A 15,523-nucleotide genomic window follows, 5' to 3' on the forward strand; every position below is an offset into this window, starting at 1 on the left:
GCTATCAGGGGATGGCAGCCCGGAAGGCTTGGATCGCGGTTCCTTACCGCTATTACGTGAAGCTTGCAAACGATTGGTTGGAACGGCTTCGAACAAGGTCGAGCGGCCGGTAAGTTCTCGGGCGGGATCTAATAGGCGATAAATCGGCTTGTTACCGGATATCCCTATGTTAGGGGTGTCACAGCCAATGCCGCCGTTAGAGTTAGCCGATACAAGTCCGCCCGGAGTGAGTGGGGCGACAATTTGAATATCCGCAGACATGGGGGCGGTCGCCTTGGTACGAGCGCTGCTATCTTCGGGGCACGCTCAAGAAATAATTGCAAACACCGTTGCGGTGAACCGTGAGGGGAGTGCACGCAGCAACCCCGAACCGTGTAACCTATCGAAAATGCATAGTGCGGAGAGGGGGACTTGTCCACACCTGCACCATCTCCCGGAACTTGGCGACCTGAGGGTCCTAAACTTCGGAGTGGCTAGTCAGTACACTAAGGAGGGTTTCCGCATGGGGAGATGCGGCTCTGACCAAACCAGGATCGATGAGCTCCAGCAGATCGAACCCGTGCCTCGTCTTGTGGTACTCCCCTTTCTGTGTAGGCTTGGACGCGTGACTCAGCGCCTTAAACACTCGCTCCTTATCGATCAATTCAATGGTCTTTTGGCGTGGCAACGAATTCCGGAGAAAACCCTGTCCGTAGTAGGTTGAAAGGGCCCGTTGATCGGCCAAGAACCAAGCTTCCATCACTTGAACCATCAGATGGACTTGATCCTCGAGCGCCGGCGCCGGACGGAGCCATTTGTCACCCTCGCGCAGCTTCAGATGTTGCCATGCTGTTTCGGTCACGGTTGTTTCCGAATCCACCAAGAGAACGACGTAGTCTCTCGGGTGCTGGCGCAGAGCTGTGCAAAAGTCCTCGAATGCGTTTTGACGACTCCCGGATGCTATGACCTTAAACGATCCTTGGGGAATGACCTTTCCAAGAAACGCCCCGAAGGCTTTTCGACAGTTGCTCTTCGTGCTGCCCTCGAAACCGCCTTCAACATAGATGCGAATGCTCACCAACGATTCCCTCCGATTTCACCGGTGCGCCAAAGCTGGCCCAATCTGTATCGTTGGAGCCACTCAGACAGCTGGTCCGCGTCCAAACGCCTTAACGCCGATGAGCCAGAATGTTTATCGCAAACGATTATCGCCGACGGACGGCCTGACATCTCGTCGACCAAATCGGCGGAGTGAGTTGTTACAACCAGTTGCATTCTCTCGGACGCGCTCACGAGTAGTCTCGCCAGCGGCTGAATCATATCCGGATGGAGGCCCAGTTCAGGTTCCTCTATACAGACCAAGGGCGGTGGTGAGGGATGCAAAAGAATCGTGAGAAGTGAAAGCCAGCGAAGCGTTCCATCTGATAGGCGCGAGGCCGGAATTGAAATTCCGTTCTCCTCCTCGATCCGCAGGTCGACCAACCCGCTCTGGATCGGAGTGAGCACATCTTCGGCTCCGGCGTAAAACATCTTTAGATGGCGGAGCAATTCGGCTTTGCTAGAGGCATCGGCCCGCAGCCTGTTCAGCATCAGACCGAGATTGCTGACATCCTCTTCCAGAAAGTCATTCTTCTGACCGGCCCCATAGAGGTCTCGAATGTCGGAATTGGGTCCGAACTGCCAGTTCCGATAGAGACGGAAACTCGCAAAGTACCGCCCTAAGTAGGTTACTTCGGGGTATTGATCGGGATCTTGGCGCTGCGACAGGATCGACCGCTGCGTGTCGACTTCTTCTCGTTTCAGAGATCGGGGATGCCCCGCAACATCTAGAATGGGGTGCCCCCCATTCAGGTCAAAGTACAAGTACGGTTTATCGTGACCCTCGTCGGGCTTCTCATTCTCGATCCGCTCGTCGACAATCTTCAGCTGTGACCCGAGACGAGTGAACGAGAGCCGGTAAGAAATCGTCTTTTTGATTCCGCTAGGCGAGGCATCGCACTGTATGGAGGCTGTAGGGCTCTTTACGCTTGGCTTTCCCTTCCAAAGCCATTCGGTCACTCCTCCGCTGTCCCCGATTTCCGCCGCCAGGTCTCTTTGGGTACTGCGGAGCAACCCGAGGATTTCGATGAGGTTGGACTTTCCGGAGCCGTTCGGGCCGATTAGGATATTTAGGTCTCCAAGCTCAATTCTTGGGCAGTCGTTTCCGAAGGAGAGCAGGTTCCGAATCTGAAGACTCTTTAGCGTGTTTTTCTTCATCGCCTTGATTGGCATTGCACGGACCAATAATAAGCCACGCAATCTTCGGCTCGGCCATTGCGGCATCCGGCCGATCTACAGGGTAGGGGCATAGCAACGCGAATACGCCGAAGCGCCGCCGACTCGGCGCCGTCTTCTGCAGCGGTTTCACACCCGGCCTCAAAGGCGCGCTGCTCTTCGGCACCTGTTTGCGATCTAGCAGTGAACGCCTACCCGGGCTGCGCAACGGTGAACTTGCCGGTCCGGTGGGGTCCCGTTCGACGGCGCAGGCAGATCGGTGTTCCGATCAAAGGAGCGATGTTCCGGCGCTCGCGTGAACTTTATCTATCACCCTTGGGGCGCGAAATGAACCACCGCTACTGAATGCGAAAATGGTGGCGCGAATTCAGCGATTCGTTGTGCACCAAGGCCTCGAAAACCGCAAGCACCTGCTTGCGGAAGCTGTAGACCTTTTCAAGATCCGCGCGGAACTCCGACCCGAAGTCCTTCGCTTTCTGCCATTTGGTCAGCAGCTTTGGCGACACATCGATATCCTGCCGCAAGGCTTCGAGCGAATGCCCGCGCAAAAACAGCCCGTAGAAAAAGGCGGCTTCCCGCTGCGGCGCCTGGGGGTCTATATCGTCAATCGGCATCATTTGAGAACGACACTCGAAAAAGCAAAGTATAGCCGCCAACCGTTCGTTACGGCAAGGGCTAATTTAATTTCCCGAAAAGGATAAAATGAACCACAGTGCTAACCCGACTTTTAAACAGACGCTGGAACCCTGCCGCCGGCTTCGCTTTGTTTAGCTGTTTATTGCTCGCTGTTTGTGTGCTAGCACAAGCTGCGGCCGGCCCGGATTTTTCTGGAACGTGGAAGATGGACGCGAAACAGAGCGATTTCGCACAGCTCCCTGGCCCCTCGGCGATTACGGACCGCGTGACCCAGCAGCCCGCCGAAATCGTGATCAACCGCGATCGTGACGGCGAGCCGGTGGTGATTCATGTCCCTCTGGATGGCTCGGAGCGCGAAAACACGATGCGTGGAATGGTCAGCAAGACGCGCGGACACCTCGCCGGCGACACGCTGATCATCAATTACGACAATGCTCGGGCCCACTCCGAAGAACGATGGACCAAAAGCCCCGACGGACGCATCTTAACGGTAAAGCGGCACTTGAGTTCGCCGCGGGGCGACACGGATCAGACCATCGTAATGGTTCGCCAGTAATACGCGCAAAGTAAGAATGCCTCGCCTCCTGTCATCCCCGTCCCGTGTGAAAGCTGCCGGTGTTGGAATCAAACTCATCGATGAGTACATCGGCCACGTAAATTCGTCAACTTCCGAAGTATCGATCGCCCACATGCGCAGCCCACAGGGTTGGAACGAGCCGGGTCAAACCCCGGACTTCGATGAATACACAGTGGTCTTGAATGGGTTACTTCGTGTGCAACATGCCGGCGGCGAACTGGATGTACGTGCCGGACAGGCGGTGATCGCATCGCGTGGCGAATGGATTCGCTATAGCACGCCGGAACCTGAGGGTGCGGAATATATCGCGGTCTGTGTTCCCGCCTTCACGTTGAATAGGGCTCACCGGGATCCGGATACTCCGGACGGTGTGGTTTAATTGTCTTTCCTTCCTATGCCGGGATTTGGGATTCGCCGCCGCCGCGACTTCAGAGCGCTCATTCGCCGGGTGCGCGAATGGACCATGATCGCGAAGGGCGTCGCCCACACTTCGCACCCCGTGCTCGCTCATATCATTCCGACCCGGCGTTGCAATCTTGCCTGCGAATACTGCAACGAGTACGACAGCTTTTCGCCCCCCGTACCCACCCAGACGCTGCTGAACCGCATTGATCACCTGGCCGCTCTGGGCACATCGATCATCTCGTTCAGCGGCGGCGAGCCCCTGCTGCATCCCGATCTCGATGTGCTGATCCGCCGCATCCGTTCGCATGGCCGCATCGCCGGGATGATCACGAACGGCTTTGCTCTGAACGTGGAGCGCATCCAACGCCTGAATGCCGCCGGCCTCGATCATATGCAGATCAGCATCGACAATGTCATGCCCGATAAAGTGTCGATGAAAAGTTTGAAGACGCTCGATCCGCGGCTGGTGATGCTGAGCGATCACGCGCTTTTCCATGTCAATATCAATTCCGTGGTCGGCGGAGGAATTCGCAATCCGGCCGACGCGCTGACCGTATCTAATCGCGCGGTCGAACTTGGTTTTTCTTCCACGGTCGGCATTATTCATGACCACGAAGGCCAGCTGCAGCCGCTCTCCGATGAGGAGCAGGGCATTTATATTCAGCTAAAGAACAAAGGCAAGAAGAATTACGCGCGGCTGAATTTCTTTCAGGACAACGTCGCGCGCGGCGTTGAGAATCATTGGAAATGCCGGGCAGGCGCACGCTATTTGTATGTCTGTGAAGACGGCCTGGTTCACTACTGTTCGCAACAGCGCGGCTTTCCGGCCATCCCGCTGGAAAAGTACACGGTCGAAGATATCCGCCGCGAGTTTCTGACGGTGAAGGGCTGCGCTCCGAAATGTACCATCGCTTGCGTCCATTACACCTCGTATATGGATTTTTGGCGCGCGCCGCAAACCATTTCCGCGCCGCCGCAAACGAGCGAAGCAAACCAACTCGTTCAAATCGGCGGGGTCCGTAAGTAGCTGTTACCCTACTGGGTATGCAGCTTCGCGCCATTATCACTTCCAGCGTTGTAGTCTTTAGTCTCTCCGCGGCCTCCCTGTTCGCGGATGAGGCGAGCCGGAAGGCCAAGGTCCAGGAACTCTTCCGGGTCGCTGAGATTCAGGAGACCATGCAGCAGCAGATGGCGCAAAGCATGGATCGGATCAAGAACATGACCCTGCAGCAGCTTCAATCTTCGGGTACTCAGATGACGCCGGAGCAGTCGCAGAAGATGGAGCAGATGCAGACCCACCTGATGACGCTTATTCAGGACACGTTTTCCTGGGACAAGATTCAGGCGGACATGGTGAAGATCTACGCCGACACTTACAGCGATGAAGAACTTGATGGCCTGATCGCCTTCTACAAATCGCCGGCCGGGCAAGCCTATGTGAAGAAGACGCCGGTGCTTATGACCAAAACGATGGACGTCCTGCAACAGCGTATGGTGGCGCTGCAGCCGCAGATGCAGGAGCTAATGAAGCAGGCTACGCCGACAAAAGCGGCGCCCGCAGAGCAGCAGTAATCGCTGCTTCGAGTTGATCCAGCGCTCCCCCGAAGAAATGGTCCGACGCCTCTATCCATTGGAGGCGTTTCGGTTCCGCGAACCAGGCAAACCATTGCTCCATCTGCTCTACGGGCGCGTACTCGTCATGCGTGCTGGTGATGAACGTCTTGGGCAGCGTACACGTTTCCAGGAAACGGAACTCGTTGAAAGTCGTCGGGAAGCCAACCGCGAGTAACCGCGTGGCTTGTTCCAGTTCGCAGCCTAGCCTCAGAATCACGCGCGATCCGAACGAGAATCCCGCGAGCATGTAGGGTAACTCGGGGTAGCGCGATCGCAGCCACGCGAGCGCCGTGCGGGCGTCTTCTATCTCGCCGACGCCGTGCGCATGTTCTCCCTCGCTTCTTCCCACTCCGCGGAAGTTGAATCGGAGAACGACCCGGCCGGATTCGCGGGCCGCGCGCGCGATGCGATGCACCACTTTGTTCTGCATCGTTCCGCCGCCGAGGGGGTGCGGATGGCAGACCAGACATGCCTCCATCGGCGCGCCGCCGTCCGGTTCTTCGAGCAGCGCCTCGATGCGCCCCGCGGGTCCCTCGATGAAGTGCGATTCGATTCTGCGCGCCATCCGCTAGCTTGACCGGTAATTAGTAAACTGCAACTCCACGCCGAAGTCGGCCCCGCGCAGAAGCGCAATTGCCTGTTGCAGCGTGTCTCGATCTTTGGAGCTCACGCGCACCAGGTCGCCCTGAATGGTCGCCTGTACTTTCAGCTTGGAATCTTTTAGCTTCTTAACTATTTCCTTCGCCTTCTCGGTCGCAATTCCCTGCTGCAGCGTGACCTCCTGCTTCACCGTCGATCCCGCCGCCGGAATCACCGTGCCATAGCTCAGATTCTTCAGCGGTACTTTGCGCTTCACCAGCTTCTGTTCCAGCAACTCGGTAATGGCTTTGAGCTTGTAGTCGTCCGCGCTGGCCAGTTCGATCTTCTTATCCTTCTCTTTTAGTTCGATGGACGACTTCGAATCTTTTAGGTCGTACCGGGTCGTGATCTCTTTCAGCGCTTGCTGGATGGCGTTGGACACTTCCGGCATATCGACCTCGGAAACAACGTCGAAACTGTTATCGGGCATCTCTTGATTATCTACTTGGCCGCTTTCCGCCACACCTTCGTATCCGTTCGGTTGGAATAAACCACCCGGAAGCATCACAATTAAAAAGGATTTACATTAAGACCTTTATTGCAACTCTCAGCCATTTGCAGCGGTCTTTCCACACAGAAGCGAAGCTTTTGAGGTAGAATTCTCAGAGCAACGCGGAGTTACTAAGGAGGAAAGAGAAAAGTGAAACGTACACTGCTTTTGGCTGTTGCGTCGCTAGGTTTGCTAGCCACGCCTGCGGTGAAGGCCGCTGTTTATGTTCGAGTCGCACCGCCGGCTCCGATTGTCGAAGTTCGCCCGGCCATTCCTGGCCCGGGTTATGTTTGGACGCCGGGTTATTACCGCTGGAATGGAGGCGCTCACGTTTGGGTTGCCGGAGCATGGGCTCTTCCGCCTCGGCCCGGCGCCCGTTGGGTTCCTCATCGCTGGGTGCGGAGCGGCGGCGGCTATTACTTCCACGAAGGCCGCTGGCGCTAACAATCCGGGTAGTAACCGCTCCGTCGCCGTCGCGGCTCTGTAACTTCCTGAGTTTATAGAGCCGCGCGCGTAAGCAAGCGGTGCGGTCTGGATTCCAACGGCAGGTTATATCTTGCGGACACGCTTTATAACCGGATCGCGGCGATTCCGAACGCGGCCACTCACCTGACGAGCGCCGCCATGGGAACCACGGTGTTGAAAGACCAGGGATTCAACTTCCCTTTGGGCCTCGCCATCCAGCCGAAAGCTACTTCGTTGATGACGCGTCGAACACGTTAAACATTCTTCGGTAGGCTTAGTGTTCGTCCTTCCCCGCCAAACGGTAAGTCAGGTAGAACCACGGGTACGTGTAGTCTTTGCCGGGAGTAAGCGTGTCCAGAAAACGGCCGGGATACAAGTTCGCGTACCCGAAGCCGGTTTCCAGCGCGGAGTTGAAGGTATAGACCGCGACAAAGTCCAGTTCCTGCCCCACATGCTTACCTGCGGTCCCGCTCAGAGATTGCACTACCGGAGCGCCGCTTGCCGTGTAAAGCGCGTCCTTTTCGCTGGCCAGCCAAAAGCTCTCATAGGTCTGTTTGAGCTTCCACTTACGACCGAGCGATTCTTCCACGCCCGTCCTTACCTGTTCGATATTTCTCCATCCAACCTGATCGGCGAAGTCGAGCTTATCGTGGGCCGAGGGGTAGAGCTGGTCAAACGTTCCCCAGTTCGTGCTGGATGGGTTCTTGGTGCCGCTTGCATAGTTCGATTCGAGGAATGGCCGCGGCTTACCCTTCGCTTCAAACTTGCGGCCGACGAGCCAATGTCCGGCCCAGCTGGAAATAGAGTCCGGGCCCAAAGATCCTACCTGCTTGGCCATTTCCACGTCAAAGTCGAATTGACCCGGTAATTTCCCCGCCCAGCGGGCTCCCGCCGTTACTTCGTTTAGAGCTCCGCGTCCGGCATTCTCCACCAGCTTCACGTTGCCCGGAGTTACGTGCCAGAAGACGAACGGTTCAATGTGCGACTTAGGGACCAGCCGGTCGAAAGCGCTGTAGATTCCATATAAGTTATCGCCCTCCAGGTGATGATCGATAACGCCATCTCTGGCAATTACCACGGAGGAGGCGAAGGTGCTTACGTTGAAACCGGGATGGTGTAAGTCCAGGCGAACCACATCGAACGCGCGTCCCTGGTTGAGCCAGTCCGAGGGACCGATCAGCCGCTCTTCTCCGTAACTCTGCATGCGTCGCCCGGCGCTCACATCGAACCACCCATCCGTGGGATCGCCGAACTGCGCATAGGCTTGCCGGATATCCCACCGGTTCTGGTAAGGAGGCGCCGTTGCGACAAGGCCGTCATTAAAATAGTCCCGCGCGTCTTGCGTTTCTCCGACCAATCGCAGCCACTTTGCCGGGTGGATGATCATCATGATGCGGAGCTGCGTCAGGTTGTAGGCGTCCGCTTTCGGTCCGTACTTCAAGCCGCCGGCACGCTCGAAGCGATCGCGAAAGAAAGCGTTGAATTGCAGCCAGGAGGGTAGATCGTTGTTCAGATCGCGAATCGGAACTTCCCAATCCGGCGCCGGTTCGGCGGAATCGACCGCGGCGGCGCTTTGAGTCTCTGCGTCGGACAGCGTCGGCGGTCGTTGAGAGGGTCCTTGCGCTATCAGTCCTGACGTTAGTAGAAAGGTAAGTGGTGTCAGGCGTTTGTAAGTTGTCACCTGTATCATTAGCTCGAATCCTCTGAAGCGGTGCCTCGTTGCTACAAAGGTAAACCAGCCCCAAGCGCGATATAACCCGGTATGTATGAAGAAGCCGCTTCAGGTGGGCGCCAATGTGCTCTTACAGGCATTGCGAGGTATCCAATGAAGCTCATACCCGAAGTCGAGTTCCTTCGTAGTCGCTTTCAGGAAAGTGCGATGGAACACATCCGCCTGGAGATCGAGATTGCGCTAACGTTTGTCGGACTGGGCCGCGTTGAATACGGTATGGGGTCGATTGAGGCGGGGAGTACGAGCTTCTACCACGCGCGACAGGCGCTCACCGGCGCGCGCAGAGGGCTGTCCCATCTGGCCGACGAGAGCCACCGCGCAATGTTCGAATCGAAGATCGTCGAAGTGGAAGCCGCGCTCACGTATGAACTCATTCGAAGCGAGCGGTGCGCGCCATTGCCGCCGGACGTTTCGGATAAGCACCTCGCGTCATTTTAAAGATTCAACTTACAAGCGCAAGTTAGTTAAGGGCTAATCCGATTCTCTGCCCGATGCGCGGAACCTCGGGGTCGGCGCGAAGCCGGATCTGATGATCCGGCGCGCCTGCGATACTCGTACCTGCTTCTTGTTGAAGCCGCTAGCTTGATGCAAGTAGGAAAATTGGACAGCGCTTTTGCGGCCGCCGAAGGCCGTCTCACAGCACACGCAGCGGGCCGCCCGGCATGACGAAACATCTCTATGTCACGCGGCTCCTGATTCCGCGATCCGCGGAGGAGGCGTTTCGGTGGCACGAACAGCCGGGGGCGCTGGAAAAGTTGATTCCGCCGGGCGAACCCGTCCGCGTAGTGGAGCACCGGCCGGGATTGCAATCGCCGATCGGAGACGGGGCTTGCGTCGTGCTCGAAATCGGGCATCGACCGCTGGTGATCCGCTGGGTTGCGATCCACGAGGGCTACATTGCGGGACGGCAGTTCATCGATGTGCAGAAGACCGGACCGTTCGCGTTCTGGCGGCACCTGCATAGCTTTATCCCAGAAGGCAGGGACGCGTGCACCATGGAAGACCACGTGGAGTATGCCTTACCGATGGGAGTGCTGGGTGACGCGGTGGCGCACGCCCGCGTGCGCGCGCAGATCGTTAAGATGTTTGCGTGGCGGCATCGCGTGACATTCGACGAATTGGCGCATGGGAACGGAGATCGTTGAGGCGGTTCGGTCTGGTAGCGTTTCTCGTTGTTGTTCCCTGGGTTGCCGGTGCGGAGGAATCCATTCGCGGATTTTCTCCGGCTGCGCTGGAAGATGAGCATAAGTGGGAAGAGCAGGCGCGCCTGATGGCCGACCCATCCGCCATCAGCGGCTATATGCGGCACCTGAGCGCGAAACCGCATTTAGCCGGTACGCCGAATTCGCATGAGGTCGCGGAATACGCGCTGGGACTCATGAAGCAGTGGGGGCTCGACGCGCATATCGAGGAGTTCGACGCGCTGTTGCCCACGCCGACGACGCGGCTGCTCGAAATGACTGCGCCGAAGAAATTCCGCGCGAAGCTGGAGGAACCTCCCGTGCCCGGCGATCCGACTTCCTACGACAAAGACGAGGTTCCGACTTATAACGCTTACTCGGGGTCGGGCGACGTCACGGCTCCGCTCGTCTACGCGAACTACGGGATGCCCGGCGATTACGAGTATCTGGCCAAGCATTCGATCGACGTGAAGGGCAAGATCGTGATCACGCGGTACGGCGGCGGCTGGCGCGGATTGAAGCCGCGGCTTGCGGCGGAACATGGGGCCCTCGGCTGCCTGATCTATTCCGACCCGCGCGATGACGGCTACTGGAGGGGCGACGTCTATCCGAAGGGCGCCTGGCGCAATGCCGATGGGGTGCAGCGCGGCAGCGTGGTCGATATGACACTCTATCCCGGCGATCCGATGACTCCGGGCTGGGCGTCGGAGCCGGGCGCGAAGCGTCTCGCTTTGAGCGAAGTGCGCACGCTGATGAAGATCCCGGTGCTGCCGATTTCCTATGGCGACGCGCTGCCGCTGATGCGCGAGCTCGAAGGCCAGGTGCCGCCGGAGGAATGGCGTGGCGCTCTGGGCATCACGTACCACGTGGGCAACGGGTCCGTGAAGGTGCGGTTGAAGGTTGAGATGGACAATGGGATCCATCCGCTTTACGATGTCATCGCGCGCATCCCCGGCAGTCAGTTTGGGGATGAGTGGGTGCTGGCGGGGAACCATCACGATGCGTGGGTGCATGGCGCGATGGACCCGTTGAGCGGCGCATCGACGCTGCTGGAAACCGCCCGCACGCTAGGCCAGTTGCAGCGCAAGGGCTGGCATCCGAAGCGCACCATCATGATCGCGCTGTGGGATGGGGAAGAGTTCGGGCTGATCGGGTCCACCGAGTATGCCGAGAAGCACGCGGATGAGTTGAGCCGCAAGTTGATCGCCTACATCAATTCAGATTCGACCGGTAAAGGCCGGCTCGGCGCCGGCGGTTCGCATACGCTGGAAGAGTTTGTCGCGGGCATTGTGAAGGACGTGAAAGATCCGGTCACGGGGAAGCCTCCTGACTGGCGTATGGAGGCACTGGGATCGGGCTCGGATTATACAAGCTTTCTGCAGCACCTCGGGATCGCGTCGCTGAATCTCGGGTTCGGCGACGACGAGGGAAGCGGCGGGATCTATCACTCCGCGTATGACTCTTACTACTGGTACACGCATTTCAGCGATACCAATTTCGTCTATTGCAAGACGCTGTCAACGATTACGGTGCTGGCGCTCATGCGGATCGCGGGTGCGGCGCTGATTCCGCTGCAATTTACGCAGCTGACCGGCGCGCTGGAGCACTATGCCGACGAGATCGCGAAACTGCAAGCCGGCGGCGTGAGCCTCACCGGGTTGCGAACCGCGATCGGACATCTGCAACGATCGGCGCGCGAGTACGAAACCTCTTACGCGCATGCGCTGCCCCGGCTGGACCGCAGATCGGAGCGCGAACAGGCCGCCCTGGCGCAGGCGAATGAGCGGCTGTTGCAGTTCGAGCGGCATATGCTGCTGGAGGCCGGACTGCCGCGAAGGCCGTGGTTCAAGCACGCCATCTATGCGCCTGGCAGCCTGACGGGTTACGGGGTCAAAACGCTGCCTGGTATCCGCGAAGCGGTGGAAGCCGGACGCCCGGAAGAGGCGGCAGAGCAAGCACGGCTGGCTGAGCAAGTTCTACAAACGCTGAACGTACAAATTCAGGCGGCGATTCGGAGCCTGAACGCGCTATGAGAATCAGCGGCGTTGCCTGAAACGAGGTTCTAAGACACGCTTACCGGCCGCTCAATCCCCATTCTGAGCCGCGAAAGCAAATGGAGCTGGTGCTCCGGAAAATGAACTTTGGAATGCTCTTAGCCGCGCGCGAGCGGAATTCCCCCTAAGCGCACGGCTCCGTCGCCGTCGCGGATCAGATTGCGGTATTTGCATTGGACGTTCTGTTGGACGCGCTATGACTTCGATTCTCGGTAGTAGTCCTGAGAACGCCTTGCGATACAACGGCACTACCGAATCAGTCGAGATCATGTTAATTCCCTCATTTTGGCGGGGACGCGCGGCCAAAGATCGCGCCGGGGACCGGATTGCGCAGTTTCGCGCCTTGATGCAGTCTGCCCGGAAGGTTCCGTTCTATTGCAAGCAAATGGACGCAAAGGGCATGCGCACGGTCGATTTCGATCTCGAAGAGATTCCCAAAACGCTGGAGATGTTCGAACCGCTGAGCTGGGATAAGTACCGGTCCTTGTTCACCGGCCGGATTCCCGGATGGCGGCAGCGCCCGGAACAGCGGCAGACGCGGAGTGCGCTCATGGTTCCCTATGCGGAAGCGCGCGCCGGACTGGGGAGCTGCCGGATCGAACCGGCGAGCTACGCGGATCTATATTCGGCTACAGCGATGGCGCGCGCAACCGCCGATTTGTACCGGTTCGCGAAGTCGGTCGCCGACCCGCCTGACGCATCGAATCTGGATCCCGATTCGGATTGCGCGATGGTCGTGTTCAGCGGAATGGATGCGGGAGCGTTCACGGCTGAGCAGCGGGATGAACTTTGGGACCGATATCAGGTTCCGGTGTTCGAACACTTCGTGGGGACGGATGGACGCGTGATTGCGTCGGAGTGCGAAGTTCATAACGGCCTTCATATTCGTTTGGATGGGGCGATTCTGGAGGCGGCTGGGAACGAGATCCTGCTGACGTCGTTGAGCGATCTGGAAGCGCCGGCGATACGGGTTCGAACCGGTCTGAAAGGACCGATCGAATACGACGTTTGCAATTGCGGTCGTGTCGAACCGCGGATCTTTACCGCGCGAGCGGTCGAGGAGACGCCGGAGCTTCGCGTCGCCGCATGTGCCTGACCCCCACCTAACCTCCACCTAACCCACGCCTGAAGCATTACGATACTCTGAGCGTTTGGCTCGCACATGGACGGTCGCGGAACTCGCAAAATTACTTGGCTGCACCCTGCATGGTTCCGGTGAAGCATCGATAACCGGCGTTGCCGGGATGGATCAGGCCGGGCCTGATCAACTCACGTTTCTGGCAAACCCGAAATACACGCACAAGGTGAAAGACACGCGCGCGGGCGCGATCCTTGCGTCAACCGCAATTGAGGGAATTGGCGCGGCATGCCTAATTTCCGCGAATCCCTATCATGATTTCGCGCGCGCACTGGCGTTGTTCTATCAGCCGCCTCGACCGGCGCCGGGAATACACCCGACGGCGGTGATAGCGGAATCCGCGCGGGTCGGGGAAGGGAGCGCAATCGGCGCATTTTGCGTCGTCGGCGAGAACGTATCCGTGGGCCGCAACGCGACGCTGCATCCGCACGTGGTGATCTACGAAGGCGCGGAGATCGGCGACGACTTCCTGGCGCACTCCCACGTGACGGTGCGCGAGTTTTGCCGGATTGGCGATCGCGTCATTTTGCAGAACGGCGTGGTGGTGGGCGGCGACGGGTTCGGATTCGCGAAACAAGCGGACGGACGGCACTTCAAGATTGTGCAGTCGGGCGTGACCGTCATCGAAGACGACGTTGAGTTGCAGACGCTGACGTCCGTCGACCGGGCAACGATGGGCGAAACGCGTGTCAAGCGCGGCGCGAAGGTCGACAGTTTGGTGCAGGTCGGGCACGCTTCGGTGGTGGGCGAGGACAACATCATCTGCGCCCAGACAGGACTTGCGGGGAGCACGATTCTGGAAAAGAACGTCTTACTGGCCGGGCAGGTGGGCGTTTCCGGACACCTGACGATTCATGAAGGCGCCGTTATCTATGCGCAGAGCGGGATTGGCGGCGATGTCGCGGCGGGGTCAGTCGTGAGCGGTTCTCCCGCTTTCGACCGCGGCTTGTGGCTGCGCGCGATTACGGCGTTTCCGAAGCTGCCGGAGCTTCTCCGCGCGGTACGCGAATTGAAGAGACGATTGGACGGGCTGGAATCGAAATGATGGAACAGAATGACGGGCGTCGGCGACCGCCGCTTGCCTATAAGAACGACGAGTTTTATAAGAGTGCCGATTCGAGGCCATTGCGTATCCTTTCCGAGTATCTGGAACCGCTTTCGCATTTTCGGGCGCAGCGGATACAAGACACGATCGTATTTTTCGGCTCCGCTCGTTTGAGGGAGGACGGTCCTTTGGGTCGCTACTACCGGGACGCCCGCGAGCTGGCGCGCCTGGTTACCGGCTGGTCGAAACAGTTTGCCGGCGATACGTGGCGGTTCGTCGTGACATCCGGAGGCGGTCCCGGAATTATGGAAGCGGCGAATCGCGGCGCTTCCGAGGCGGGGGGCAAAACGGTCGGCTTGAATATTGGGCTGCCGTTCGAGCAATTCCCGAATCCGTACATTACGGAAGACCTGAACTTCGAATTCCATTACTTCTTCATGCGTAAGTTCTGGTTCGCGTATCTGGCAAAAGCGCTGGTAGTGTTTCCGGGCGGATTTGGAACACTGGACGAGATGTTTGAGTTACTTACGCTGGTGCAAACTCATAAGTTAGCCAAAGGAATCCCGATCTTTCTTTACGGGTCGGATTACTGGAACGAGATTATTAACTTCGAAGCGCTGGCGCGGTACGGAATGATCTCACGGAATGACTTACAGCTATTTCAGTTCGCGGATACTCCCGAGGCGGCGCTCGAACTGCTGAAGGCGGCTCTGGAACCGCAGATCGGGGCGCCATCCGAGGAAACTCCGGTAATTGCCAAGTCGGTGAATCCGGAGTAAGTCAGTCCATCTTAGGCGCCGGATCTCCTTGTCTTCGGTTTTGTTTTCTCAACGATGTCCGCGGCGTGGAGGTAGTCATCGTAGTGCTGCACGGCTTTGGCAAGTTCCTCGCAACGGGCCAGAACTCTCCTGTACCACTCGACGGCGGGGCTGGACTCTTCGTCAAACACACGGTGCGGCGCCTTACGGGCGCGTTCTTCCTGTAAGGCGTCGAGTTCCTTGACTAGCCGCTCACTATTTCGGATTAAATGCCTTTCGTAGCGCGCTACGGCATCGATGGTCTCTACCCCATCACAAAAGGCATCGACCTGCCGGGCGATTCCAGGGCGTCGCACTCTGGCGTGATCGCTTAACGGGATTTCCTCTTCATCCGGACCGGGCGGCTGCAAATAAAACAAATGGTTCTCAACGGAAACAATCCGCTGCAGGCGCCAGCGCGATTCGAAGATCAGTTGCGCGCAGCTGATTTCAAGCGCTCCGACCGGTTGCAGTTCGCGCATATAGTCGAGACCCAT

18 protein-coding genes are annotated in these 15,523 nt (G+C 58.2%); 11 read left to right on the plus strand and 7 right to left on the minus strand.

Annotation, left to right across the window (positions count from 1 at the left end; translation table 11 throughout):
• Positions 1–457: 457 nt before the first annotated feature.
• From H1Y01_RS03035 to H1Y01_RS03045, 3 genes are all read right to left on the minus strand, one after another.
• A complete protein-coding gene (locus H1Y01_RS03035; RefSeq protein ID WP_180538636.1) occupies positions 458–1,057 on the minus strand; it encodes a DUF4276 family protein in 600 nt (199 codons plus the stop codon).
• On the minus strand, positions 1,054–2,235 hold the full coding sequence (locus H1Y01_RS03040) for an AAA family ATPase (RefSeq protein ID WP_180538638.1): 1,182 nt from the start codon (positions 2,233–2,235) through the stop codon (positions 1,054–1,056). The genes H1Y01_RS03035 and H1Y01_RS03040 overlap by 4 nt, the downstream gene beginning before the upstream one ends.
• Positions 2,236–2,591: 356 nt before the next feature.
• The gene (locus tag H1Y01_RS03045; RefSeq protein ID WP_180538640.1) at positions 2,592–2,870 is read right to left on the minus strand and encodes a hypothetical protein; all 279 of its coding nucleotides are present in this window, start codon (positions 2,868–2,870) and stop codon (positions 2,592–2,594) included.
• A gap of 224 nt (positions 2,871–3,094) precedes the next feature.
• Between H1Y01_RS03045 and H1Y01_RS03050 the strand changes: the two genes are divergently transcribed.
• The 4 genes from H1Y01_RS03050 to H1Y01_RS03065 are packed head-to-tail and all read left to right on the plus strand — an operon-like array spanning position 3,095 to position 5,443.
• Entirely contained in the window at positions 3,095–3,445 is a 351-nt protein-coding gene (locus H1Y01_RS03050; RefSeq protein WP_180538642.1) for a hypothetical protein, read from the plus strand.
• 16 nt (positions 3,446–3,461) lie between these two features.
• The gene (locus tag H1Y01_RS03055; RefSeq protein WP_180538644.1) at positions 3,462–3,845 is read left to right on the plus strand and encodes a cupin domain-containing protein; all 384 of its coding nucleotides are present in this window, start codon (positions 3,462–3,464) and stop codon (positions 3,843–3,845) included.
• 15 nt (positions 3,846–3,860) lie between these two features.
• Positions 3,861–4,898, plus strand: coding sequence for a radical SAM protein (locus H1Y01_RS03060; RefSeq protein WP_180538686.1), 1,038 nt, complete (start codon positions 3,861–3,863; stop codon positions 4,896–4,898).
• Positions 4,899–4,915: 17 nt separating this feature from the next.
• On the plus strand, positions 4,916–5,443 hold the full coding sequence (locus tag H1Y01_RS03065) for a DUF2059 domain-containing protein (protein WP_180538662.1): 528 nt from the start codon (positions 4,916–4,918) through the stop codon (positions 5,441–5,443).
• Here the strand turns inward: H1Y01_RS03065 and H1Y01_RS03070 are convergent.
• Together H1Y01_RS03070 and H1Y01_RS03075 are read right to left on the minus strand one after the other, a co-directional pair.
• Positions 5,406–6,050, minus strand: coding sequence for an alpha/beta hydrolase (locus tag H1Y01_RS03070; RefSeq protein ID WP_180538664.1), 645 nt, complete (start codon positions 6,048–6,050; stop codon positions 5,406–5,408). The two genes, H1Y01_RS03065 and H1Y01_RS03070, sit on opposite strands and share 38 nt — an antisense overlap.
• Before the next feature lie 3 nt (positions 6,051–6,053).
• Positions 6,054–6,554 (minus strand): YajQ family cyclic di-GMP-binding protein, encoded by a 501-nt coding sequence (locus H1Y01_RS03075; protein ID WP_180538666.1) that lies wholly within the window; start codon positions 6,552–6,554, stop codon positions 6,054–6,056.
• Between the two features lie 210 nt (positions 6,555–6,764).
• On the opposite strand from H1Y01_RS03075, the gene H1Y01_RS03080 reads away from it, so the two are divergent.
• Positions 6,765–7,058 (plus strand): YXWGXW repeat-containing protein, encoded by a 294-nt coding sequence (locus tag H1Y01_RS03080; protein ID WP_180538668.1) that lies wholly within the window; start codon positions 6,765–6,767, stop codon positions 7,056–7,058.
• Positions 7,059–7,353: 295 nt separating this feature from the next.
• Here the strand turns inward: H1Y01_RS03080 and H1Y01_RS03085 are convergent, their stop codons facing one another.
• Entirely contained in the window at positions 7,354–8,769 is a 1,416-nt protein-coding gene (locus H1Y01_RS03085) for an alginate export family protein (protein ID WP_180538670.1), read from the minus strand.
• Between the two features lie 135 nt (positions 8,770–8,904).
• Between H1Y01_RS03085 and H1Y01_RS03090 the strand changes: the two genes are divergently transcribed.
• From H1Y01_RS03090 to H1Y01_RS03115, 6 genes are all read left to right on the plus strand, one after another.
• On the plus strand, positions 8,905–9,249 hold the full coding sequence (locus tag H1Y01_RS03090; RefSeq protein ID WP_180538672.1) for a hypothetical protein: 345 nt from the start codon (positions 8,905–8,907) through the stop codon (positions 9,247–9,249).
• 224 nt (positions 9,250–9,473) lie between these two features.
• On the plus strand, positions 9,474–9,956 hold the full coding sequence (locus H1Y01_RS03095; RefSeq protein ID WP_180538674.1) for an SRPBCC family protein: 483 nt from the start codon (positions 9,474–9,476) through the stop codon (positions 9,954–9,956).
• Positions 9,902–12,025, plus strand: coding sequence for a M28 family peptidase (locus tag H1Y01_RS03100; protein ID WP_180538676.1), 2,124 nt, complete (start codon positions 9,902–9,904; stop codon positions 12,023–12,025). Before H1Y01_RS03095 ends, H1Y01_RS03100 begins: the two co-directional genes overlap by 55 nt.
• A gap of 217 nt (positions 12,026–12,242) precedes the next feature.
• Positions 12,243–13,142 (plus strand): hypothetical protein, encoded by a 900-nt coding sequence (locus H1Y01_RS03105; RefSeq protein ID WP_180538678.1) that lies wholly within the window; start codon positions 12,243–12,245, stop codon positions 13,140–13,142.
• A 55-nt stretch (positions 13,143–13,197) separates the two neighbouring features.
• Complete coding sequence (lpxD, locus tag H1Y01_RS03110) at positions 13,198–14,229, plus strand: UDP-3-O-(3-hydroxymyristoyl)glucosamine N-acyltransferase (protein ID WP_180538680.1); 1,032 nt, start codon at positions 13,198–13,200, stop codon at positions 14,227–14,229.
• Complete coding sequence (locus tag H1Y01_RS03115) at positions 14,226–15,008, plus strand: TIGR00730 family Rossman fold protein (RefSeq protein ID WP_180538682.1); 783 nt, start codon at positions 14,226–14,228, stop codon at positions 15,006–15,008. Before lpxD ends, H1Y01_RS03115 begins: the two co-directional genes overlap by 4 nt.
• A gap of 11 nt (positions 15,009–15,019) precedes the next feature.
• Here H1Y01_RS03115 and H1Y01_RS03120 read toward each other — a convergent pair whose 3' ends face one another.
• Complete coding sequence (locus H1Y01_RS03120) at positions 15,020–15,508, minus strand: hypothetical protein (protein WP_180538684.1); 489 nt, start codon at positions 15,506–15,508, stop codon at positions 15,020–15,022.
• Between the last annotated feature and the right edge of the window lie 15 nt (positions 15,509–15,523).

Source organism: Nevskia soli, assembly GCF_903970205.1.
GTDB lineage: Bacteria > Acidobacteriota > Terriglobia > Bryobacterales > Bryobacteraceae > Bog-113.